At 62.2% G+C, this 20,769-nt stretch carries 16 protein-coding genes; 5 read left to right on the top strand and 11 right to left on the bottom strand.

From position 1 onward, the window contains the following. The first annotated feature begins 86 nt into the window (after positions 1-86). Positions 87-938, top strand: a complete 852-nt coding sequence (locus OH764_RS18255; protein ID WP_498850215.1) for an NAD-dependent epimerase/dehydratase family protein — start codon at positions 87-89, stop codon at positions 936-938. A 37-nt stretch (positions 939-975) separates the two neighbouring features. Here OH764_RS18255 and OH764_RS18250 read toward each other — a convergent pair whose 3' ends face one another. Continuing rightward, positions 976-2,169: a GGDEF domain-containing protein gene (locus tag OH764_RS18250; RefSeq protein WP_498850214.1), complete on the bottom strand. Its 1,194-nt coding sequence runs from the start codon at positions 2,167-2,169 to the stop codon at positions 976-978. 154 nt (positions 2,170-2,323) lie between these two features. Then, positions 2,324-3,361 carry a transporter gene (locus OH764_RS18245; protein ID WP_498850213.1) on the bottom strand — a complete coding sequence of 346 codons (1,038 nt, stop codon included), beginning with the start codon at positions 3,359-3,361 and terminating at the stop codon, positions 2,324-2,326. A 361-nt stretch (positions 3,362-3,722) separates the two neighbouring features. On the opposite strand from OH764_RS18245, the gene OH764_RS18240 reads away from it, so the two are divergent. After that, positions 3,723-5,477 carry a methyl-accepting chemotaxis protein gene (locus tag OH764_RS18240; protein ID WP_498850212.1) on the top strand — a complete coding sequence of 585 codons (1,755 nt, stop codon included), beginning with the start codon at positions 3,723-3,725 and terminating at the stop codon, positions 5,475-5,477. 110 nt (positions 5,478-5,587) lie between these two features. Here OH764_RS18240 and OH764_RS18235 read toward each other — a convergent pair whose 3' ends face one another. Next, positions 5,588-6,550 (bottom strand): type 1 periplasmic-binding domain-containing protein, encoded by a 963-nt coding sequence (locus OH764_RS18235; RefSeq protein ID WP_498850211.1) that lies wholly within the window; start codon positions 6,548-6,550, stop codon positions 5,588-5,590. 94 nt (positions 6,551-6,644) lie between these two features. Further along, complete coding sequence (locus OH764_RS18230; RefSeq protein ID WP_498850210.1) at positions 6,645-7,985, bottom strand: leucine-rich repeat-containing protein kinase family protein; 1,341 nt, start codon at positions 7,983-7,985, stop codon at positions 6,645-6,647. Between the two features lie 265 nt (positions 7,986-8,250). Here OH764_RS18230 and OH764_RS18225 point away from each other — a divergent pair, with 265 nt between their 5' ends. After that, positions 8,251-8,853 (top strand): methylated-DNA--[protein]-cysteine S-methyltransferase, encoded by a 603-nt coding sequence (locus OH764_RS18225; RefSeq protein ID WP_498850209.1) that lies wholly within the window; start codon positions 8,251-8,253, stop codon positions 8,851-8,853. Positions 8,854-8,892: 39 nt separating this feature from the next. On the opposite strand, the gene OH764_RS18220 is transcribed toward OH764_RS18225, so the two are convergent. Further along, positions 8,893-10,491, bottom strand: a complete 1,599-nt coding sequence (locus tag OH764_RS18220) for an alpha/beta hydrolase family protein (protein ID WP_498850208.1) — start codon at positions 10,489-10,491, stop codon at positions 8,893-8,895. Between the two features lie 50 nt (positions 10,492-10,541). After that, complete coding sequence (locus tag OH764_RS18215; RefSeq protein ID WP_498850207.1) at positions 10,542-12,164, bottom strand: methyl-accepting chemotaxis protein; 1,623 nt, start codon at positions 12,162-12,164, stop codon at positions 10,542-10,544. A 393-nt stretch (positions 12,165-12,557) separates the two neighbouring features. Here OH764_RS18215 and OH764_RS18210 point away from each other — a divergent pair, with 393 nt between their 5' ends. Further along, positions 12,558-14,066, top strand: a complete 1,509-nt coding sequence (locus tag OH764_RS18210) for an MFS transporter (RefSeq protein WP_498851344.1) — start codon at positions 12,558-12,560, stop codon at positions 14,064-14,066. Positions 14,067-14,118: 52 nt separating this feature from the next. On the opposite strand, the gene kdgD is transcribed toward OH764_RS18210, so the two are convergent. From kdgD to OH764_RS18195, 3 genes are all read right to left on the bottom strand, one after another. Beyond that, positions 14,119-15,036 carry a 5-dehydro-4-deoxyglucarate dehydratase gene (gene kdgD / locus OH764_RS18205; protein ID WP_498850206.1) on the bottom strand — a complete coding sequence of 306 codons (918 nt, stop codon included), beginning with the start codon at positions 15,034-15,036 and terminating at the stop codon, positions 14,119-14,121. 59 nt (positions 15,037-15,095) lie between these two features. Further along, positions 15,096-16,445 carry a glucarate dehydratase gene (gene gudD, locus OH764_RS18200; protein WP_498850205.1) on the bottom strand — a complete coding sequence of 450 codons (1,350 nt, stop codon included), beginning with the start codon at positions 16,443-16,445 and terminating at the stop codon, positions 15,096-15,098. 131 nt (positions 16,446-16,576) lie between these two features. Further along, entirely contained in the window at positions 16,577-17,908 is a 1,332-nt protein-coding gene (locus OH764_RS18195; protein ID WP_498850204.1) for an MFS transporter, read from the bottom strand. 412 nt (positions 17,909-18,320) lie between these two features. On the opposite strand from OH764_RS18195, the gene OH764_RS18190 reads away from it, so the two are divergent. Beyond that, entirely contained in the window at positions 18,321-19,031 is a 711-nt protein-coding gene (locus OH764_RS18190) for a FadR/GntR family transcriptional regulator (protein WP_498850203.1), read from the top strand. Positions 19,032-19,067: 36 nt separating this feature from the next. Here the strand turns inward: OH764_RS18190 and OH764_RS18185 are convergent, their stop codons facing one another. Further along, the gene (locus OH764_RS18185) at positions 19,068-19,385 is read right to left on the bottom strand and encodes an AtuA-related protein (RefSeq protein WP_498850202.1); all 318 of its coding nucleotides are present in this window, start codon (positions 19,383-19,385) and stop codon (positions 19,068-19,070) included. Between the two features lies 1 nt (position 19,386). After that, on the bottom strand, positions 19,387-20,745 hold the full coding sequence (locus OH764_RS18180) for an acyclic terpene utilization AtuA family protein (RefSeq protein ID WP_498850201.1): 1,359 nt from the start codon (positions 20,743-20,745) through the stop codon (positions 19,387-19,389). Positions 20,746-20,769: the final 24 nt, after the last annotated feature.

The raw sequence follows: 20,769 nt of genomic DNA, 5'->3' as shown, positions 1-20,769 counted from the left end.
GTTCACTAACGCCCGGCTTCGCGTCGACTCACCCGCTGTCAAAAACGTTTACCTAACTAGTCAAGCTACTTGCAGGAGTTTCACCGATGAGCCAAACGATGACCCAACCCGACGCCGCACCACGCAAGCCGTTCCGGCGACTGCTTCTCACGGGCGCCGCGGGCAACCTCGGCCGCCAGTTGCGCGGCGCGCTCGCAGAATGGGCCGATGTGGTTCGTGTGACCGACATTGCGAGTCTGGGCGAGTCAGCGCCGCACGAGGAAACGAGCGTGGTAGATCTGGCGGACCGGGAGGCCGTCATGCAACTGGTGGAAGGCGTGGACGCAATCGTGCATCTGGGCGGCATTTCAATCGACGCCCCTTTCGACGACCTTCTCGGCGCGAACATTGCCGGCACGTACAACCTCTATGAGGCGGCACGCAAACACGGCGTGAAGCGCATTGCGTTCGCCAGTTCGAACCACGTGATCGGTTTTCATCCGGTAACCGAAGTACTCGACGCCAACGCGCCGCAGCGACCCGACACCTTGTACGGCGTGACCAAATGCTTCGGCGAGGCGCTTTCGCGCTACTACTACGATCGCTTCGGCATAGAGACGGTGTGCATGCGCATCGGTTCGTCGTTCGAAGAGCCGAAGAACTCGCGGATGCTCGTCACGTACCTGAGCTATCGCGATTTCATCGAACTCGTGCGCTGCTCGCTGTTCACGAACCGCGTGGGGCATGTGGTGGTGTACGGCGCGTCGGACAATCCGGTCAAGTGGTGGGACAACACCAAGGCCAGTTTCCTTGGCTTCAATCCGCGCGACAGTTCCGCGCCGTTTGCAGAGCGCTTTCCCGCAACGGCGCCTGACGGCTCACGCGACGACCCGGCGCAGCGCTTTCAGGGTGGACCGTTCGTGTTGGGCGAGCCGCTGGAGCGTGAAAACTCGCGATAGTGCGTCAACGCAGCGTGCAGACGTTCAACGCGCGGCGCTAATACGCCGAGCGCGCCATGTCGTCCGCAGGCTGGCTCGCGCGTTCCGTCCGCGCCAGTTCGATCCGGCATTTGCCGGCTCGTTTCGCGCGATACAGCATGGCGTCCGCGCCGGCCAGCGCGTCGCTCAGACTCTCCGCCTGTGCGCATTCGTTGATGCCGGCGCTGAACGCATACGACAGCTTGCCTTTTGCAGCCGGCTGCGGGCAGCTGACCGCGGCGAGCATGCTGCCGACCAGGCGAGCCGCTTCCGCCATCGACGTCTGCGGAAAAAGTATCGCGAACTCCTCGCCGCCCAGGCGACCGAACACGTCGCCGGGACGCAAGTGCCGATGCACTTCGGCGCCAAAATCGGCGAGAACCCGGTCGCCTGTGGCATGCCCGTGTCGATCGTTGATGGATTTGAAATCGTCGATGTCGATAATCGCGACGCACAATTCGGTGTGCGCCGCGCGCGCCATCTGCGAGAGCGTCGTGCCCCGGTTCATGAATGCGCGACGCACGAGAGCGCCGGTCAACTCGTCGTACGTGGCCAGCTTTTCGACCTGTTGCATCAGCCGGTCGTTGGCCACCATCACGAGGCCGATCGACAGGAGCGGCAACGAAAGAATGCTGATGCCCAGAAAGGCGAAATCGGGAGCGACGTGCGTCGGCCAGCTTGTCGCAGGATCGGCGAAGAAAGCGTTCAGAACGCCGCGCGCGAAGTACACGATTCCGCCGACGAGCGCCGCGCAAAGCACGAGCCAGTGGCCGTATTGCGGACGCTCACGCACACGCGAACTCCAGAGCGTCCACCCTACGGCGATGCGCGCATATGCAAGCGCGAACGACATGACCGCAGCTCTCGCGCTGACGTTCGGCGACTCCCAGGTCCAGTACATGACGGCAACCACGCACACGCCTAACGCGAGATGCTCGCCTGTCCGGCCCGGCGGCTTGCCGACGAACGCGCGGCAACCTTGCAGCATGAGAAGCGCGCCGCCAAGCACGAGCATGCACGATGCAAGCATCACGGCCGCCGAAGGGCGGCCATGCACGAGAAACAGCACTCCGGATGCGACGGCGAACAGGCAGTGCGCGGCAAGCCAGCGGCGTAATCCGGCGACCTTACATCGCGCAAGGTAACCCAGCACGGCCGCGCTCGAAAGGCATGAGACGAACACGGTGGCGAGCAGCGCAAGGGAACTGGACATGGTCTTTTGGCATTATTGTTGGCCGCACATGCGGCGTGCGGCCGTTCATTTTTCTCTAACGTCCGTTGGCATAGCCCCCGCACGGACAGACTTCGTTTCGATGCCGCCGCTTTGCCGTCACGCGGTGCATCGGCAATAGTATGCGCAAGTCGCGCTATCGGTCCTTTCTTCGTCGGAACGCCCACCAGGCCGTCAGTCCCGTGAAGCAGGCCACGAGCACTACCATCACCCAGAAGCCGTGGCGGTTCTCGGCAAACGGAATGCCGCCCACGTTCATGCCGAAGAACCCCGCGACGATGTTGATCGGCATCGCGAGAACCGTGACCAAAGTGAGCGTGAACAGAGTACGGTTGTTCTGTTCTTCCAGCCTCGAAATGATCTCTTCCTGCAGCAGTCTTACGCGTTCGATCAGGCCTGCCATGTCGGAGAGCACGACTGAAAACTCCTCCGTCGACTCGCGCAAATCCTGCACGTCTTCAGCGTGAAGCCAGCGAGGCGGTCTTGCGAGCAGGCGAAAAATCGCGCCCGGCTCCGGCGCAAGCATCCGCTGCAAACGGGTCAGCATGCGTCGCATCGCGCCCAGATCCAGCCGGTTTTGCGTGGGCCGCTGAGAGAGGAAGCGGTCCTCGATACCATCGATGTCCGCGCTCGTGCGGCGGACGATCTGCACCAATAGATCGGCCTGGTCGCGCATCAGATGGACGAGCAGTTCTACTGGCGAGCGGAAAACCTCCCCTTCTTTCACCGACGCGCGCAGCCGGTCCACGGAACGCAGCGGCTTCAGACGCGCCGTCACGATGATTCGCTGATGCGTGTAAATCCATAACGTCGCGATCTCCGACGGAATGAACTCGAGGTTGAACATGACGTCGTTGACCACCGCGCGCAGCGCGCCGTCTGCCTGCTCGATACGCGTCGAGTGCGAACCCTCCCGCAACGCGTCGAAAAACGTCTCAGGCAAATCGAGCTGCGCTCGCATCCAGCGTTCACTCGCGCTGTGCGCCAGGTTGAAATGCAGCCATATGAATTCGTCGGCATGCGGCGCAGCACCCGCGCTTTGCTGCGCATGTAGCCATTCGAGCGCGTCATCGGCGGAAATGGGCCGGCCCGGTTGCGTCGGCGAGAACACAAAGCCGCACACGATGCCCGACGAGTCCGAGCCGTAAGTTTGCAGCAGAAGTTCAGATTTCATAAGTCGTCCATTGCCTGCTTCCGCTTCAGGTTTCTAACAACCCGCAATTTACCAGCAGAAGATGAAGCCGCGATGGCCGCCATTGCCATGTCACGCGGGCGTCATATTGCCTCGGAACTGGCGCGAGAGTCGCGATTTCTGATTGAGCAATTGCTTCATAGCGAATATCAATGATGCGCAAACCTTTGCGCGTGAATTGCGCAAACTAGTCGCCCTATTGCCATCGCACTGCTGGCCGTTATTGCGTTCAGCACCGGCGCCAACTGATTGGGATCGCGTGCTGCTGCCCCTCGCGTTAAAGGGAATCGAAAGGCTTGACTTAGTTCTCGGCCAGAAAAGTGTCGACTGGAGTCCAGAAATCATGAATTTTCGTAACCTCTCGGAAAAGGCAAAGCTGGCAGCCGCGTTCGGTTCCCTTGCTGTCGTCGTGTTGATTGTCTCGGCCATTTCGCTGAAAGCGCTGAACAATGCGAACGAGCGCTTCACCGGCTATATGAGTGGCGTCAATGCGCGCGCGCAGATGGCCGAGTCGGTTCGAAGCGCCGTTGACGACCGTGCGATGGCAGTGCGCAACCTGGTGCTGGTCTCTTCATCTGCCGACCTCGAGGTCGAAAAGGCCGCGGTGCTCGATGCCGAGAAACGAGTGGAGAGCAACCTCGAGAAATTCAATGCAATGGTGGCGAGCGCTCCGGACATGACCGATAAGGCCCGTGCTATGGCTGGCGAAATATCGCGGATCGAACAGCTTTATCGGCCGGTCGCGCTGGAGATCGACAGGCTCGCCGTGGACGGACAGCGCGACGCCGCAATTGCCGAGATCGCGGTCAAGTGCAGGCCATTGCTCGCCGCGTTGATCAAGGCTTCGAATGCATACGCCGAGGCCACGCATGAACACGCCATGCAGTTGGCGCAGGAATCGGCGGAGCAATTCGTACATCAGCGCAACCTGCTGATCGTCTTCTGCTTCGGCGCGATTGCGCTCGCTGTCGGAGCCGGGATCATCATCACACGCGGCTTGCTGCGTGCGCTTGGCGCCGAGCCCGTTGCGCTTGCGGAAGTCACGCGGCGCGTCGCAGAGGGCGACTTGCGCTCGGTTCCCGGAGCGAGCACTGCACCGGCGGGCAGTGTACTTGCATCGATGGGCGAGATGCAGTCGAGCCTCGTTTGTCTGATCGGCAATGTCCGCAATGCGGCGGACAGCATCGCAACGGGCTCGAGTCAGATTGCGTCGGGCAACGTGGATCTGTCGTCGCGCACTGAGCAACAGGCGTCGTCTCTTCAGGAGACCGCGTCGAGCATGGAAGAGTTGACCGCCACCGTCAAACAGAACGCCGAGAATGCGCAGCAGGCGAGCACCTTGTCCGCCAATGCATCCGAAGTCGCGTTGAAGGGCAACGGCGTCGTCGGGCAAATGGTGGGGACGATGGGCGAGATCAGCGCCAACTCCACGCGTATCGCCGAGATCACCGGCATGATCGAAGGCATTGCGTTCCAGACGAATATCCTGGCGCTCAATGCCGCGGTCGAAGCGGCGCGTGCGGGCGAACAGGGGCGAGGCTTCGCAGTAGTGGCTAGCGAGGTGCGCAACCTCGCGCAGCGCTCGTCGAGCGCGGCAAAAGAGATCAAGGACCTGATCAGCACATCTGTGCAGAAGATTCAGGACGGCTCGTCACTCGCCGACAAGGCGGGCATGACAATGGCGGAAGTCACGCAGGCCGTCGCACGCGTGACCGACATCATGGGCGAAATCGCGGCGGCATCGGCGGAACAAAGCCGCGGCATCGAACAGGTCAATCAGGCGATCACGCAAATGGACGAGGTCACGCAGCAGAATGCCGCGCTAGTGGAAGAAGCGGCGGCCGCGTCGAAATCGCTCGAAGATCAGGGCCGGCAGTTAAATCAGTCGGTGTCGTTCTTCCGTCTCGAAGGCGCCGCGTTGTCGGCAACGCATGCGTCCTTCGCTGCGCCTCGCGCGCGAAGCGCCTCTGCGAACAACGGCGCGATCTCGAACAGGCGCACTGCGGCGCCCACGCTGCGCCCCACCATCGCTGCTACGGCTAGCAGTGGAGCTGGGGCTGCGGCTGCAACCCGAACGGAAGACTGGGACACTTTCTAAACCTGATCCCGCGTTGAGCGCTTGTGGAGGCGAACGATAGCCGGCAGTCTGGCGTTCGCTTTGTCAGAGCGCCGCGCATTCGCCATTTGGTTGGCTGGCAGCAAGCGGGGTTACCGTGTCGCTGCCGTCACCAGTTGCAGCGGCGTTTCTATCGTCCGCGACAGCTCGCGCTGCTTTCTCTGCTCGGTCACGGCTTTCAACGCGACGTCCATGCCGAACACGGCCTGCCGGTCTGCGAACTGATTGACCGTGGCTAGCACACGGCCGTCGGCGATCAACGGCTTGATCGCTTCAATCGCGTTGTAGCCGGTGACATAAACGCCGCCGGTTCGGCCCGCGTCGCGAACAGCGTCTGCCGCGCCCATTGCCATATTGTCGTTCGCGCAGAGCAAGCCGCGAATCTGCGGATGCTGGCCGAGCATTTTCGACGCGACGTCACGGCCCTTGCCATAGTCCCAATCCGCAGCCTGGGTCGCGACCACTTGCATGCCCGCCGTGCTCATGACGTCCCTGTAGCCGGCCGTGCGTTCCTGTGCGTTGCGGTCCGCGGCGATGCCCTCGATGATCCCTACCTGGTCGCCGGCCTGCAGCCGCTCGGCGAGATAGTTCGCCACCAGCGTCGCACCCTTGCGATTGTCCGGTCCGACGAACGGCACGGAGATCTTCGCGGCGTCCTGCGATGCGTCGTCGAGCGGATTGTCGATGCTCACCACGATGATGCCCGCCTTGATTGCGCGCGCCACCACGGCCGTCAGTGGTTTCGAGCCGGACGGCGCAATCACGATCGCGTTCATCTTTGCCTTGATCAGATCGTCGACGATACGGATCTGTCCGGCCGTGTCGGCTTCGGTCGCCGTACCGCGAACCGTCAACGCGAATTGCGACGCGTAATGCTGCTGATAGTTTTTTGCCGCGTTAGCCATCGCGACCGTGAACGGATCGTTAATCGATTTCAGCACGAGCGCGATCTTCGGCATGCCGCCTTCCACCGTTGCCGCGCCGGCCGCTCGCGTGAGACCGGCCGCAGCCAGAGCACCGGCGATCAGCACGCGGCGGCGCATTCCCTGCGTCATGGTTTCTCTCCTTGCTGGCAGCGCTCGACAACAGCATCGACGCCAACGGATGGATGCGGGTTGACCGGCCCGCAAGCCGCTTGCAAGTTCAGCATTACCGAGCCTTCAACGCGCGGAGATCGGATGCGATCTGCTCGAATAGCGGTCGGCTTTGAACGTCTTCGCTCAGACAACTGTCTCTCAACACGGCGAGTTCATCGCGCCCATGACCGTTATCGCTACGATCGCTCGCTTCGCAACGCTCGATCAATTCATCGAGCAGACAACCAAACGCTCGCACCTCGAGACGTTCAAGCGCGACGCTGCGTTCGCGGTTTTCTGTCGCATAGAAAGATGCGGCGCCAAAGTCTCCTAACAATACACGTGCCCGACCGTCGTGCAGAATGTTGTGCGCGTACAGGTCGCCGTGCATCACGCCCCGCCGGTGCAAATGACACGCGGCAGATGCAATGCCGTGCGCCATATCCAGGACGTCGGCGGCTTTGAAGCGTGCGCCCGCCGCGTAAATGTCCCGCGTGCACGACTCGAAGCTCGGCGGCCCCGCCAGGTTGCGAAATTGCGGCTCGATCAGCTCCATCACGAGGCCGTGCGCGTTTGCCGGATGATCTTTTACTTTCCCCGCGACCGCAATCAGGTTCGCGTGATCGCCGGCCCGGATGCAGGCTGCCATTTCGCAGTCGGGCAAACCGTCGCTCGTGACTGCGCCTTTGAACAGCTTGACCGCGACGGGCCGGGATGCGCCATCCCGCTCACGTAGTTCGGCGCGGTAGATCACACCCGAGGCGCCCTCGCCCAATTGCTCCTGCAGGCGCAGATCGTCCCAGCCGATTTCGGCGATCGGCGTATCCGTCAACGCCGCCGCTTCCAATGCGTCGCCGAACGGATTGCCCGCATAGGCGAGCCACGCAAGCCGCGGCATGCGAAATAGCCACGCTGGCAATTCGTCGAGCCGATTCGCCGCAAGCCGCAATAACTCCAGCCGCGAACATGCGGCCAGTCCCTCCGGAAGAAAACGCAGACGATTGCCTGCCAGCATCAACTTCTGCAAATGTGCGCAGTCACCGATTTGCGGTGGCAATGCGTCGATCTGGTTGTCCGTAAGAATCAACCAACGCAGCCGCGGCGGCAGCGCATTACCGGCAACCGTAGCAATGCGATTCGCCTTGAAACCAACCATGCTCAGTTGCCGGCACTGCCCGAGTACTTCCGGCAACTCGGTGAACGGATTGTTGGACGCAAACAGAATGCGCAACTTATGGAGCCGCGCGAAATCGTCTGGCAACGCTGACAGCGCATTGCCTGAGAGATCGAGAATTTCGAGCGTGTCGGCGAGTTCGAAAACCTCGCGCGGAAACTCAGTGAGCCCGCACGCGAGTTTCAGTTGGCGTGCGCCCGAGAGTTGTCCCGCTCGCAGTTGTTCCAGTGTTGTTGTCACAGTCGTAAGAAGATCCGGTGGCCCGCGCCCGTCGTGCACGAAGGGTCAATTCTACTGAGTCATATCGTGATGTGCTGTTGTGCAGCGTGAAGCCACGCTGCCGGTTAGCGATAGCTGACCATCTCGCGCGCGAATCCTTCATACTTGACGACGAAACAGACAGCAAGATCCGAAGTGTCTTCAGCAGTCGGGAAGTCCACAGTAGGGTCATTGCGCCACCACTCGCGTGCCGCGCTGTCTCACTTCAATTCGCAGGAGCAGATAAGTGACTTACGCCTACAAGTTGATGGATTCTCCCGTCGGCAAATTGAAGCTCGTTGCCAACGGCGAGCATCTAGCCGCCATTCTGTGGGAATTCGACAAGCCGAACCGCGTGCGCCTGGCAGAGTCGATGCAAGCCGACGATCGGCCGATTCTGCTCGAAGCCGAGCGTCAGTTGAATGAGTACTTTGCCGGCAAGAGGCAGGCGTTCGATCTGGCGCTCCAGTTTCAAGGGACGGAGTTTCAGAAGAAAGTGTGGGCCGCATTGCTGACCATCCCTTTCGGCCAGACGCGCACTTACGCACAAATCGCTGCGCAGATCGGCAATATCAACGCGGTGCGGGCGGTCGGCGCGGCAAACGGCAGAAATCCAATTTCTATCGTGGCGCCATGCCACCGGGTGATCGGCGCGTCAGGCGAGCTAACCGGCTTCGCGGGCGGCCTCGCGAACAAGATGTTGCTGCTGTCGCTGGAAGCGGGGCAAACGTCGCTCGAAGCCGCCGCTGACAGGCAGGCGCAAGCACCCGCAGACGCAGCCAACGTCGGCGCGAAACGCGCGCGCCCTGCGCCTGCCCGCGGCACGCAAAGTACGCTGTTCGGCAATTGACGGCGTTCGCGTAGTCGCCGAGCCTAAAGCCAGGCGCACTCAGAAGTTCGCAAAGAATGCTCGTGCGGCGATCATGCATGAGCCCGCAACGAGCCCTCCGTGATAGGAACGCAATACAGCGGCACCGCCTCCGTCTGTCGCGCCGCCGGCAATGGCCTGCCGTGCAATCGATGCCTTCGCATTTGCAAAGCCCTGCTTGACGGTGGCGAACGGATCGTCGGGTCCGGTCGCGGACGAGTCCACATCCAGCACGGACGTCAGCCCCGCAGGCACATTGGCGCCGCGCCAATAAGCCTGCTCGATACGGGCGTTGAAGAAGAACACCATCGGGTCCAAGCCGCCTCCGCACAGCAGGACCGGCGCCTTCGGAACCCAGTTGCGCAGATCGTTCCGCTTGAACGCCTGCCGCAGCGGATGCAGCGGTTCGGCCGCCGGCGCGAGGCTTGCGCTTGCATCGGGGAAAGCGCCGTCGGGATTGGCGGCCGCGTCTTCCAGAAGCGCGCGCCGGTAGGCGTTACGCACGAGGTTGGCGTCGCCGAAACCTGCGGCGAAAAGCGGTGTCAATGCGGGCGGCATCAATGCGGGCGGCGTGAGCAATGGTGCTGCGGGCGGTGTCATCGACGCGAACCGCGCAGCCGGCGGCGTACTGCTGAAAAGGTGCGTTGACGGCAATTTCCGTTGCGAGAAGAGCGTATCGAGAGGTTGTGCAGTGGGGAGCACGTGCTCGATATCGTGCGCGTAGGCGGCTTCGAAAAATTCCGTCGGCTTGCGGTACAGGTTCTTATACGCGTGTTGATAGCCCGTCACGACCAACGTCGTGAAGAGCGTCGAGCCGAGACTGACCTCGCCTGCAATGATGGCGTCGGCGGTGGCGGCAAGCGCGTATGGCCCCGAGCCCGGAGCGGATGCGGTCACCTTGACGCCTGCTGCCTGCAGCGCGCGATGCGTCGCCAACGCAACGAAACCGCCTTGCGAGTAGCCAGTAATGAAGAGCTTGCCGTTCTCCCGCGTGGCGGCGGGCGAGCCGTCGCCGTTCAACATGGCCCGCGCCGCGTGCAGAGAGTCGATCATATCGGCGGACTGCTGGTCGGCGTTCAGATAAGGATGGTACGGAAGATCGGACCCAACATAGCCCGCATAGTTGCTGGCCGCCACGATGTAGCCGTGAGCCGCGTACATCGCGGCCACGCTGAGGCCTTCGCCGGCCCCTTCGTTGTCCGCGTCGGTCCGCGCGATATCGGCGAGATTGTATTTGCTGTCGGTGGTGGTGCCGTGCGCATACAACATCAGCGGACGCGGCCCACCGCACACCGCAGATTCGCCTTGCGGGGTCATCAATGCACCGCTTGCAGTGGTCGGCTCGCCCGCGCCGCCAATAGTCCGATAGCGGAAATACACGACCTCGACGCCGCAAGCGGGCGCACCCGCCATTCGCATGAGGTGCCGCCCCGAGGGGCTCGACGCAAGGCGACCGGACAATTCTGCAGCGCTGAGCCGCAACGTGACCCGATGATCAAGAAGCTGGCCGCGCGCGCCGCATGCCGGATCGCACGATGAGTCGGCTTGCGCCGATGTTCCAATAGTCAACGCAAGACACGATAGCAATGCGATAACTGAGGTGCGGGTCGTTTGTGGCATGCGGGTCTCCAAACGAAACCGCTAGCATAGCGCCACTGTGGGGCCCGCATTCAAACCGCTACGGCTAACCGGTTCGAGTGTTTCGGTACAGGCCGCTCCACACCACCCTCGCGCGAATCGTCTTGCACCTGAAAAGTACGAATTGACGCTTCCAGCAATCTCGCCTGCTCGGTCAATGTCTGTGCCACCGCCGCGGCCTCTTCGACGAGTGCGGCGTTCTGTTGCGTGACGCTGTCCATTTGCGTGACGGCGTCGCCGACCTGATCGATGCCCGCGCTCTGCTCGGCGGCAGCCGCGGCGATGTCGCGCATGACGCCCGACAACTTCGCAATGGCGTCGCTCGCCGCCTGAATCGTCGTACCGGTTTTGTCGACGAGTTCGACGCCGGTTTCGACGCGACCCACGGCGCGGCTGATCAGCGTGCGGATTTCCTTTGCGGCGGAAGCGCTGCGCTGAGCGAGCGTGCGCACTTCGCCGGCCACCACGGCGAAGCCGCGGCCTTCGTCTCCCGCGCGAGCCGCCTCGACGGCCGCGTTCAGCGCAAGAATGTTGGTCTGAAACGCAATGCCTTCGATCACCGCAATGATCTCTACCATCTTGTGCGATTCGGTCGATATCTCCCGCATGGTCGACACGGCCTCGGCTGCCATTTGTCCGCCCTGGGTGACGATCTGCTCGGCGCTTGCTGTCAACTGACTTGCCGTCTGCGCGCTCTCCGATGTTTGCCGGACCATCGCAGTCATCTGCTCCATGCTGGCCGCCGTCTCTTCGAGCGACGCGGCCTGGCTCTCGGTACGCGCGGACAGATCCGTGTTGCCTTCCGCGATCTCCCGCGCGCCGGTCGCCACCTTCTCGGCCGCGCCGCCGATCTGCACGATGGTCTTTGCGAGGCCGTCGCGCATCTGCCGCATGGTATGCAGCAGACTCGATTCATCGCCTTCGCGAATCTCGACCGGAATAACGAGGTTGCCCTTGGTGATCTCGCCGGCGACCTGCGCGACGTACGCCGGGTCGCCGCCGATCGTGCGTTGAATGCTGCGATTGGTGAACGCGACGAGCGCGGACAATAGCAGCGCCACCGCGCCTACCACGCTGCCGAGCACATAGAGCGACTCTTTGAACGCGGCGTCGATATCGTCGACGTAAGCGCCCGTCGCGATGATCCAGTCCCACGGCGCATAACGCACGACGTAGCCGATCTTGCCGACTGCGTCTGACGGTGGACTGCCCGGATGCGGGAACACATAGTCGACGAAGCCGCCCTCCGGCGCCTGCGCCGTCGAGGCAAACGTCACGTAATGATGGCGGCCGTCGGCGTCCGCGGTGCCCGCGAGATCTTTGCCATCCAAGGCGGGTTTCATCGCATGCATGACCATGCGCGGCTTGGAATCGAGCACGAGGAAGTAGCCGTCCTCGCCGTAGCGCACGCCGCGCAGCCGCTCGAGTGCCTGCTTGCGCGCATCGGCCTCGCTGAGCGCGCCGCTCTGCGCAAGCGCCGCGTATTCCTTCACGATGCTGAGTCCAACGTGCGCGACATTCACGAGGTCGTGCTTTCGCTCTTCAACGCGCGTCTCACGCGACAACCACGCCGCCGACACCGACACGGCAAGGAGCGCCAGCAGGCTGACGACAAGCGGCACCCAGAGCTTCTGCCTGAAATTCAATCGATCCATGCCTGCTCCCGTCTCGTCCGGTCGAAGGAGGCCGTGGGACCGATGCGCGCACGCTAATCGTTCAGGCTGCGCGGCAGCATCGCACGACCACTCGGCTTATTTATCGGCAGCGATGGGGGCCGCATGTGTAGAGACAAACCCTCTCCAAGCCGGATTGCATCCGGAAAGCTCCAATTGCTCGCGGTCTTGAACCGCCGCGATTGCGTTTGCGCAGAGGAATAGTTTCAGCTAAGGGCAAACCCGTATAATGACCACAGTGGTCAGACAACTTTGATTAATCGGTTGTCCAGACCTCGCGCCCTTAGTGCTTCACCCTAATCGCCCTTTCAGCCCAGATCCGTGACTTCCACTGCCGCTGCTCCCGCGCTGCCTTTCCGGAACGCCCTCTTCGCGATGCTCGGCATCGGTCTCGTCAACATGCTCGTGGCACTCGACCAAACGGTTGTCAGTACCGCACTGCCGTCGATCGTCGCGGAACTGCACGGCTTCGAGTACTACGCATGGATCGCGAGTGCGTATCTGCTGGCGTCGGTCGTCACCGTGCCCGTGTTCGGACGCCTTGGCGACTACTTCGGTCGCAAGCGCTTCGTGATTGCCGCGGTGATCACGTTCACGGTCGCGTCGGTCCTATGCGGCGTCGCGAACGACATGCTGTTTCTCGTCATCGCGCGCGGGCTGCAAGGCGTGGGGGGCGGCATGATGGTCGGCACTGCGTTCGCGTCGATACCGGACCTGTTCCCCGACCCGCGCGCCCGCGTGCGCTGGCAAGTGGTGATGGCCGCGGCGTACGGCATTGGCACGGCGGCGGGTCCCTCGCTCGGAGGATGGATGAGCGAGCACCTCGGCTGGCGCTCCACGTTTCTGATCAATCTGCCGGTCGGTGCGGCGGCGCTCTACTTCATCTGGGTGCATCTGCCGAGTTTTCAGCGGCCGCACGACGGCGAGGTCAAAATCGACTGGCTCGGTGCCGGGCTCGTGGCCGCCGTGCTGGGCGGTTTGCAGGCTTTCATCGAAGCGGTGCCGAAAGACGGCTTGACGGCCGCCAACATCACGCTTGCCGTGTGTGTGATCGTCGGCGCCATTGCGTTGTTCGTATGCGAGAAGCGCGCCACGCATCCGATCATTCCGCTCGATCTCTTCAAAGACTCGCAGCTCGTCACGCTGTTCACGCTCGGCATGCTGTCCGGCTTCGTGATGTTCTCGCTGATTTTCTTCGCGCCGCTGCTGCTGCAAGGCGGCTTTGGCCTTTCTCCGCAACAGGCCGGCCTCCTCGCCACGCCTATTGCCGCATGCATCGCACTCGGCAGCCTGCTGAATACGCGCATCGTGATTCACATGAAGAAGCCGACGCGCATCCTCTCGATCGGCTTTGCGTTGCTGCTGTTCGCGTCGATCGGTCTTGCGTTTGCGAATCCGGACACACCGCACCTGTGGATCGAATTACCGATGGCCGCGGTCGGTATCGGCCTCGGCTTCATTCTCAACAATCTGAATGTGTTCGGACAGGAAATTGCGGGGCGCGAGCGCTTCGGCATCACAACCGCGCTGCTGCAATCGACACGAATGGTGGGCGGTATGCTGGGCACGAGCATCGTGGCGACGGTCGTGCAGCATCATTATCGCGACGTCGTTACGCGAACGATGAGCGTGCTCGGCGAGCCCACGGCATCGCAATGGCGGCCGCGCTTCGTCGATCTGCGCATTCTGATCGACGAAGCATCGCGCCTGAAGCTGATTGCGGACATGAAGACATCAGGACTCAACACACTTGCATTGATCGACACAGCGCGCGATGCGCTGGTGCAGTCCATTCACATTGGTGTGTGGCTGACCGCGGTGGCCGCGCTCGCCGCTGCTTTGCTGGTGCAGCGGATTTCGCACGTGGTGTTCCGCCGCGGCTAGGCACCAGGCCCGGGGCTAAATCCCAAGCCTGCGGCGAACGCGTGCAGCGCGCTTATTGCGGGCCGAGTTTCGCGATCAGAGCAGCGAGTTGCCCGCACTCTTCTTCGGTCAGATCGGTCAGCGGCGCACGTACCGGACCGGCGTCGCGACCAACCAGTTTCGCGCCCGCCTTCACGATGCTCACGGCGTAACCCGCGCGACGATTGCGAATCGCCAGATACGGCAGGAAGAACTCGTCGATGAGCCGTGACGTGGTCGCATGATCGTCTGCCGCGATCGCACGATAGAACGCCATCGCGGTCTTGGGAATAAAGTTGAATACCGCCGACGAATACACAGGCACACCCAGCGCCTTATACGCCGCCGCATAAACCTCCGCAGTCGGCAGGCCGCCGAGATACGAGAAACGGTCGCCGAGGCGCCGGCGAATGGTCACCATTGCCTCTATTTCGCCGACGCCGTCTTTGAAGCCGATCAGATTCGGGCAGCGATCCGCGAGCCGTTCCAGCATATCGGCATTGAGCTTTGAATTCGCGCGGTTATACACAATGACGCCGATGTTCTTTACCGCGTTGCACACCTGTTCGACGTGCGCGGCAATACCTTCCTGCGAAGCCTCGGTCAGATAGTGCGGCATTAGCAGGACGCCGCTGGCACCAAGGCGCTCTGCTTCCCGCGCATATTCGATTGCGACGCGCGTCGGACCGCCCGCGCCCGCGAGAATCGGTACCTTGCCCTTGCACGTTTCAGTCGCTGTGCGAATTACATTGGTGTAGTCGCTTTTGGTCAGCGAAAAAAATTCGCCGGTGCCGCCTGCGGCGAACAGTGCTGTCGCGCCATACGGCGCGAGCCATTCGAGCCGTTGCGCGTAAGTGTCGGCGCGGAAGTCGCCTTGCGCGTCGAAGTCGGTCACGGGAAAGGACAACAGACCTTCGGATACGATCGCTTTCAGTTCTTGCGGTGAGGTCATTTTGTATATGCGTGAATATCGTCAAATGTGAATGAGCGGGCGAGCTGCGTCGCAAGCAATCAACGCACGAGGCACGGGCGCTTGTTGTCGAACTTCCAGTTCGGAATCAGGTACTGCATCGCGACACCGTCGTCGCGCGCGCCGAGGCCGTGCTGCTGGTAGAGCGCGTGCGCCTTCTCGATCTCGTCCATATCCAGTTCGACGCCGAGCCCCGGCTTTTGCGGCACTTTCACTTTGCCGCCGACGATCTGCAACGGTTCGCGCGTCAAACGCTGGCCGTCCTGCCAGATCCAATGCGTGTCGATTGCCGTGATCTTGCCGGGCGCGGCCGCTGCGACATGCGTGAACATCGCGAGCGAGATGTCGAAGTGATTGTTTGAATGCGAGCCCCACGTGAGGCCCCAGTCATTGCACATCTGCGCGACGCGCACCGAACCTTGCATGGTCCAGAAGTGCGGATCAGCCAGCGGAATATCCACAGACTGCAACTGGATCGCGTGGCCCATCTGGCGCCAGTCGGTCGCGATCATGTTGGTCGCCGTTGGCAAACCGGTCGCGCGGCGGAACTCCGCCATCACTTCGCGGCCTGAGTAGCCGTTCTCGGCGCCGCATGGGTCTTCCGCATATGCGAGCACGTCGTGCTTGTCGCGACAGAGGCGGACCGCTTCCTCAAGCGACCATGCGCCGTTCGGATCAAGCGTCACGCGCGCATTCGGGAAGCGTTCGGCGAGCGCGGTCACTGCTTCGATTTCAGCGTCGCCGGGCAGCACGCCACCCTTCAGCTTGAAGTCGTTGAATCCATAGCGGGCTTGCGCGGCTTCGGCGAGACGAACCACGGCTTCGGGCGTCAACGCTTCTTCGGTGCGCACGCGGTCCCAGTCGTCGCGTCCATCGGCGCCGCTCGCATACGGCAGGTCGGTCTTGTTGCGATCGCCGATATAAAAGAGGTAGCCCAGCATTTCCACTGCATCGCGTTGCTGACCCTCGCCAAGCAGCGCAGCGACGGGCACGCCGAGATGCTGTCCGAGCAAATCCAGCAACGCAGCTTCAAGCCCGGTCACGGCGTGGATCGTGGTGCGCAGATCGAATGTCTGCAGACCGCGGCCGCCGGCATCGCGGTCGGCGAATTGCGTGCGCACCTTGTTCAGGATAGCTTGCAAATTACCGATCGACTGACCGACAACGAACGGCCGCGCGTCGTCGATCGTCTTGCGAATATTCTCGCCGCCCGGCACTTCGCCCACACCGACATGACCGGCGCTGTCGCGCAGAATCACGATGTTGCGCGTGAAGTACGGACCATGCGCGCCGCTCAGGTTCAGCAACATGCTGTCGCGGCCGGCAACCGGCACGACGCGCAGTTCAGTAACGGTAGGCGTATCGTTCGAAATGGATGGGTTCGTGGACATAGGAACTAGACCGATTGAGATAGTGAGCCGGACGGTGGCGAGCAACGCAATTTGCAAATGCGCTCACCACCTGTGCCGGACGGAAACTGTTTGCGCGCACGGCTCATGATAGGCAGCCAGCGAAACAACGGTCAGTGTGCGCTGCCTTGCAGCGGATCGCGCAACAGGTTGCCGTCGCCGCGCCGATTACGCGTGAGGAAAGCCGCTGCAGCCGCGATCAGCGAAGCCACGCCAAGACCGTAAAGTCCGCCGGTGATCGAACCGGTATGTTGCTGCAAATACCCGAACGTGGCGGGCGCGAAGAAACCGCCCAGATTACCGATGGAATTGATCAGCGCGATCACCGCTGCAGCGACGCGCGCATCGAGATAACCCTGCGGAATCGGCCAGAACAGCGAGGACGCCGCCTTGAAGCCGATCGCCGAGAAGCAGATCGCGACAAACGACAGAAGCGGGTTACCCGAGGTCGACGCAAAGAGGCCACACGCCGCAATCACGAGCGCGACAGCGAGCCACGCCTGCTGAAAACGCCACTTAGCCGAAAGCAATGCGAAGCAGTACATCGCGACCATTGCGATGAGCCACGGGATCGCGTTGAGCATGCCGACTTCGAAATCCGACAGGCCGCCGATCTTGCGGATGATGGTCGGCAGCCAGAAGGTAGCCGCGTAAATCGTCAACTGGATCGCGAAGTAGAGGAGGCAGAACAGCACGATCTGCGGATCCTTCAGCAGCTTCACGGCCGGCAGATGCGCGCCGCCGTGTGCCACGCGCTCCGCCTGTTCTGCGGCGATCGTGCTTTCGAGAACGCCTTGTTCTTCGGCTGTGAGCCAGGAAGCATCGCGAATGCGCGATTTGAGGAATATCCAGCTGACCGCGCACAGCACGATAGAAAAGCCGCCTTCTATCAGGAACATCCATTGCCAGCCGTGCAGGCCGAGTCCGCGAATGGACAACAGGCTACCTGTGATCGGTCCCGACACCACCGAAGCGATCGCCGAGCCCGAGAGAAAAATCGCCACAGCCTTGCCGCGTTCTTTTTGCGGCAGCCACTGCGTGAAATAGAACACCACGCCCGGAAAGAAACCGGCCTCCGCGACGCCGAGCAGAAATCGCAACACGTAAAACGACGTTTCGTTCGACACGAACGCCATAGCCGCGGCAACGACACCCCACGTGCCCATGATCCGCGTGAGCCACGCGCGCGCGCCGTACTTCTGCATCAATACGTTCGACGGCACTTCGAAAAGCGCGTACCCGATGAAGAACAGCCCGCTCCCCAGCCCATACCCCGCCGCGCCGATGCCCAGGTCGGTTTTCATGTGGGTGTTGACGAAGCCGATGTTCACGCGGTCGATGTAGTTCGCGATGAACATGATCAGGAAGAGCGGCAACACGTGCCGCTTGACCTTCGAGACGGCGGACCCCAGTGGATCCAGTGCGGCGGTGAGAGTAGAGGTCAAGAGAGTCTCCAGTGGCGACCGACGAGCGGCTTTGATCTGGCGTCATGTGTGACTGGCATAGCCAGCAGTGGCACGGCGACGCACAGATATGTTGTCTGATGACAGTCTACTGCCGATCCACAGCGGTTTCCAATGTGGTGTTTACCCTTTATTTTGGGCTAAAACTCGCGTCCTTGTGCGGTATCGGGGTGCGCCAGCAGCGTTTCCCGCCCGCTAGGCTGTTAAAATAAGACGTCTGATGACATGGAAGTCACTGTGGGGAGGAACGGCCGCGCCGGACGACGCCTCTTCATCATCGTCGAGCCATGAATTTTTAGACAGACGCTATGATGGCTAATGTCCAGACGTCACCAGACGTCCCGCGCGCCCTCAACCCGCGTGTTTCCAGCCGATTAGTCAACAAGCCACAGCAATGAGCAGCCTAACTGAGAAAGTGGTGGCCACCCTTTCCGATGAAATCCGCCGCGGCGTCCTGAGACCAGGAGACCGCATACCCACTGAAGTCGCGATGATGAAGCAGCTTTCTGTCAGCCGCTCTGTCGTGCGCGAAGCCATCTCGCGCCTGCAGGCGGCCAGGGTGGTAGAAACGCGTCATGGCATCGGCACGTTCGTCCTCGCGCCGGCCGCTGAAAAAAGCATGCAACTGCCCGCCGCCGACCTGTCGAGCATGCTCGACGTGATGGCGATCATTGAATTCCGTATCGATGTGGAAGCGGCGTCTGCGGCGCTCGCCGCTGCGCGGCGCACGGAGCAGAGCTTGAGACAGATGCGCGCGGCGCTCGCTCGCTTCGAGTCCGAACTCGAACGCGGCAGCACCGACACCCTCGCGCACGACGTCGAGTTTCATTTGCAGATCGCGCGCGCAAGTGGCAACCGCTATTTTTTCGACGTGCTGAGCCAGTTGGGGAGTGCGGTCAGTCCGCGCACGCGCCTTGGTTCAGCGGAGATTGCAGAACTCGATCAGATCGAGACTTTGCGCAACGTGCTCAACGAGCACCAACTCATCTACCTTGCGATTGAGCGCCAGGACCCCGACGACGCCCGCGCCGCGATGCGCATGCATCTGAGCAACAGCCGCGAGAGGCTGCGACGCGCGCATGAGTCGAGTGCGCGAGGCGAGTAACACTGCACGAACGGCGCCGCACTGCCGCCGGCCAATTCATAGCGTTGGCGGCGCTTCGACTTCAAGGCTCATCAACGCGGAACTGAGCGATTTGCCGTGCGCGTCGAGCGCGAGCGAGCGCGTCACGCCTCCACCTAGTGCTTCGCCGAGCACGAAGTTGAACGCGCCAATGGCCGGCAGTTCGTAGCGCGCGACATTGCCGCGCACGACATCGGCGAGATGCGCCTTCACGCGCTGCGGCGTCAATACGGCTCGCAAGTGCTCGTAGTGCCGTACGTCGTAACAGATCACCGAGATGTTCAGCGTATTGCCCTTGTCGCCGGTTCGCGAATGGGCCAGCTCACGTAGTTTCATCTCACGCCTCCACCATCGTGAACGTCGGCTTCACAAGCTCGCGCGGCAACAGTACCGATTGCACCGCAACGACTTCGCGCGCCGACTTCGTGACTCCGCCGCCGCCCGCCGGGCCGTTCGTGTATAAGGTTTCGACTTCGTTGCCGACGCGCACAGCTTGTTCCAACGTCGCAGTGCGCCCCGCCACGCGCGCGCGCACTTCGTAGGGCTCCGCGGCACTGGCGGCAAGAGTCTCGCCATGCAAGGCGTTCACGCCGATCAGGTCGAAGCGCAACTCGTCGGTCTGAACCCCGGTCAGCGCAAGCCGCTCGCGCACGATGTCGAGCGCGATACGGGCACGCGTCAGCGCACCCGGGCCCGCATATGAAATCTGCCCCTCGCCGATAAAACCGTCGAAATACGCCACCGAGACCTTGAGCGTGCCCGTGCGCGGCGCGCCACGGCCGCCGCTCACGCGAACGCGGTCTGGCGCTTCTTCCTCGACGTGCACACGCGAGAAATCAGCGACCACGTCTGGTTGCAAATAACGCTGCGGATCGTGGATCTCGTACAGCAACTGCTCCTTGCACGTCGCCTCGGTCACGCGTCCGCCAGCTTGCGCGAGCTTCGTGATGACCACGGCGCCGTCCTCGCCGACTTCCGCGATGGGAAAGCCGAGCCTCGCCAGCGCGGGAACGTCTTTGAACCCAGGGTCCGAGAAATAGCCACCGGTGATTTGCCCCGCACATTCGAGCAGATGGCCGATCACCGTCGCCTGACCCAGCGTCTGCCAGTCGTCCATGTGCCAGCCAAACTCATGGATCAGTGGCGCCACGAACAACGACGGATCGGCCACACGTCCCGTGAGAATGATTTGTGCGCCCGCCGCAAGCGCGTCGACGATTGCGCTCGCGCCGAGATACGCATTCGCGGAGACGAGACGCGACTGGTAGTCCGCTACCAGCTCGCCAGATTCCTCGAAGCGGAAGGCACCGTCACGCACGGCATCGAGCACGTCGTCGCCGGTAACCGCCGCAATCTTGACGTCGCCGAGACCAAGCGAGCGCGCAATCTCGGCTGTCTTGCGCGCCGCCGCAAGCGGATTGGCCGCGCCCATGTTGGAGACGATGCGCACGCCATTGCGTAGCGCGGCCGGCAACACCGCCTTCATGCGCGTCTCGAGAAGCGGGTCATAGCCGAGTTCGGGGTCTTTGCTGCGCGCCTGCTGCGCAATCGCAATCGTGCGTTCGGCGAGACATTCGAACACGAGGTAATCAAGCGCGCCGTCTTCTGCGAGTTCGACCGCGGGCTCGATTCGATCGCCCGAATAGCCCGCGCCCGCGCCGATTCGCACGAGGCGTCCATGCTGAGTGGCTGTCATGCTGCTCACACCTGTTTCCGTAAA

The sequence above is a fragment of the Burkholderia sp. M6-3 genome (assembly GCF_050858985.1).
Classification (GTDB): domain Bacteria; phylum Pseudomonadota; class Gammaproteobacteria; order Burkholderiales; family Burkholderiaceae; genus Paraburkholderia; species Paraburkholderia caledonica.
The sequence above is the reverse complement of the archived record's forward strand: the minus strand, read 5'-3'. Positions and strand labels throughout refer to the sequence as shown.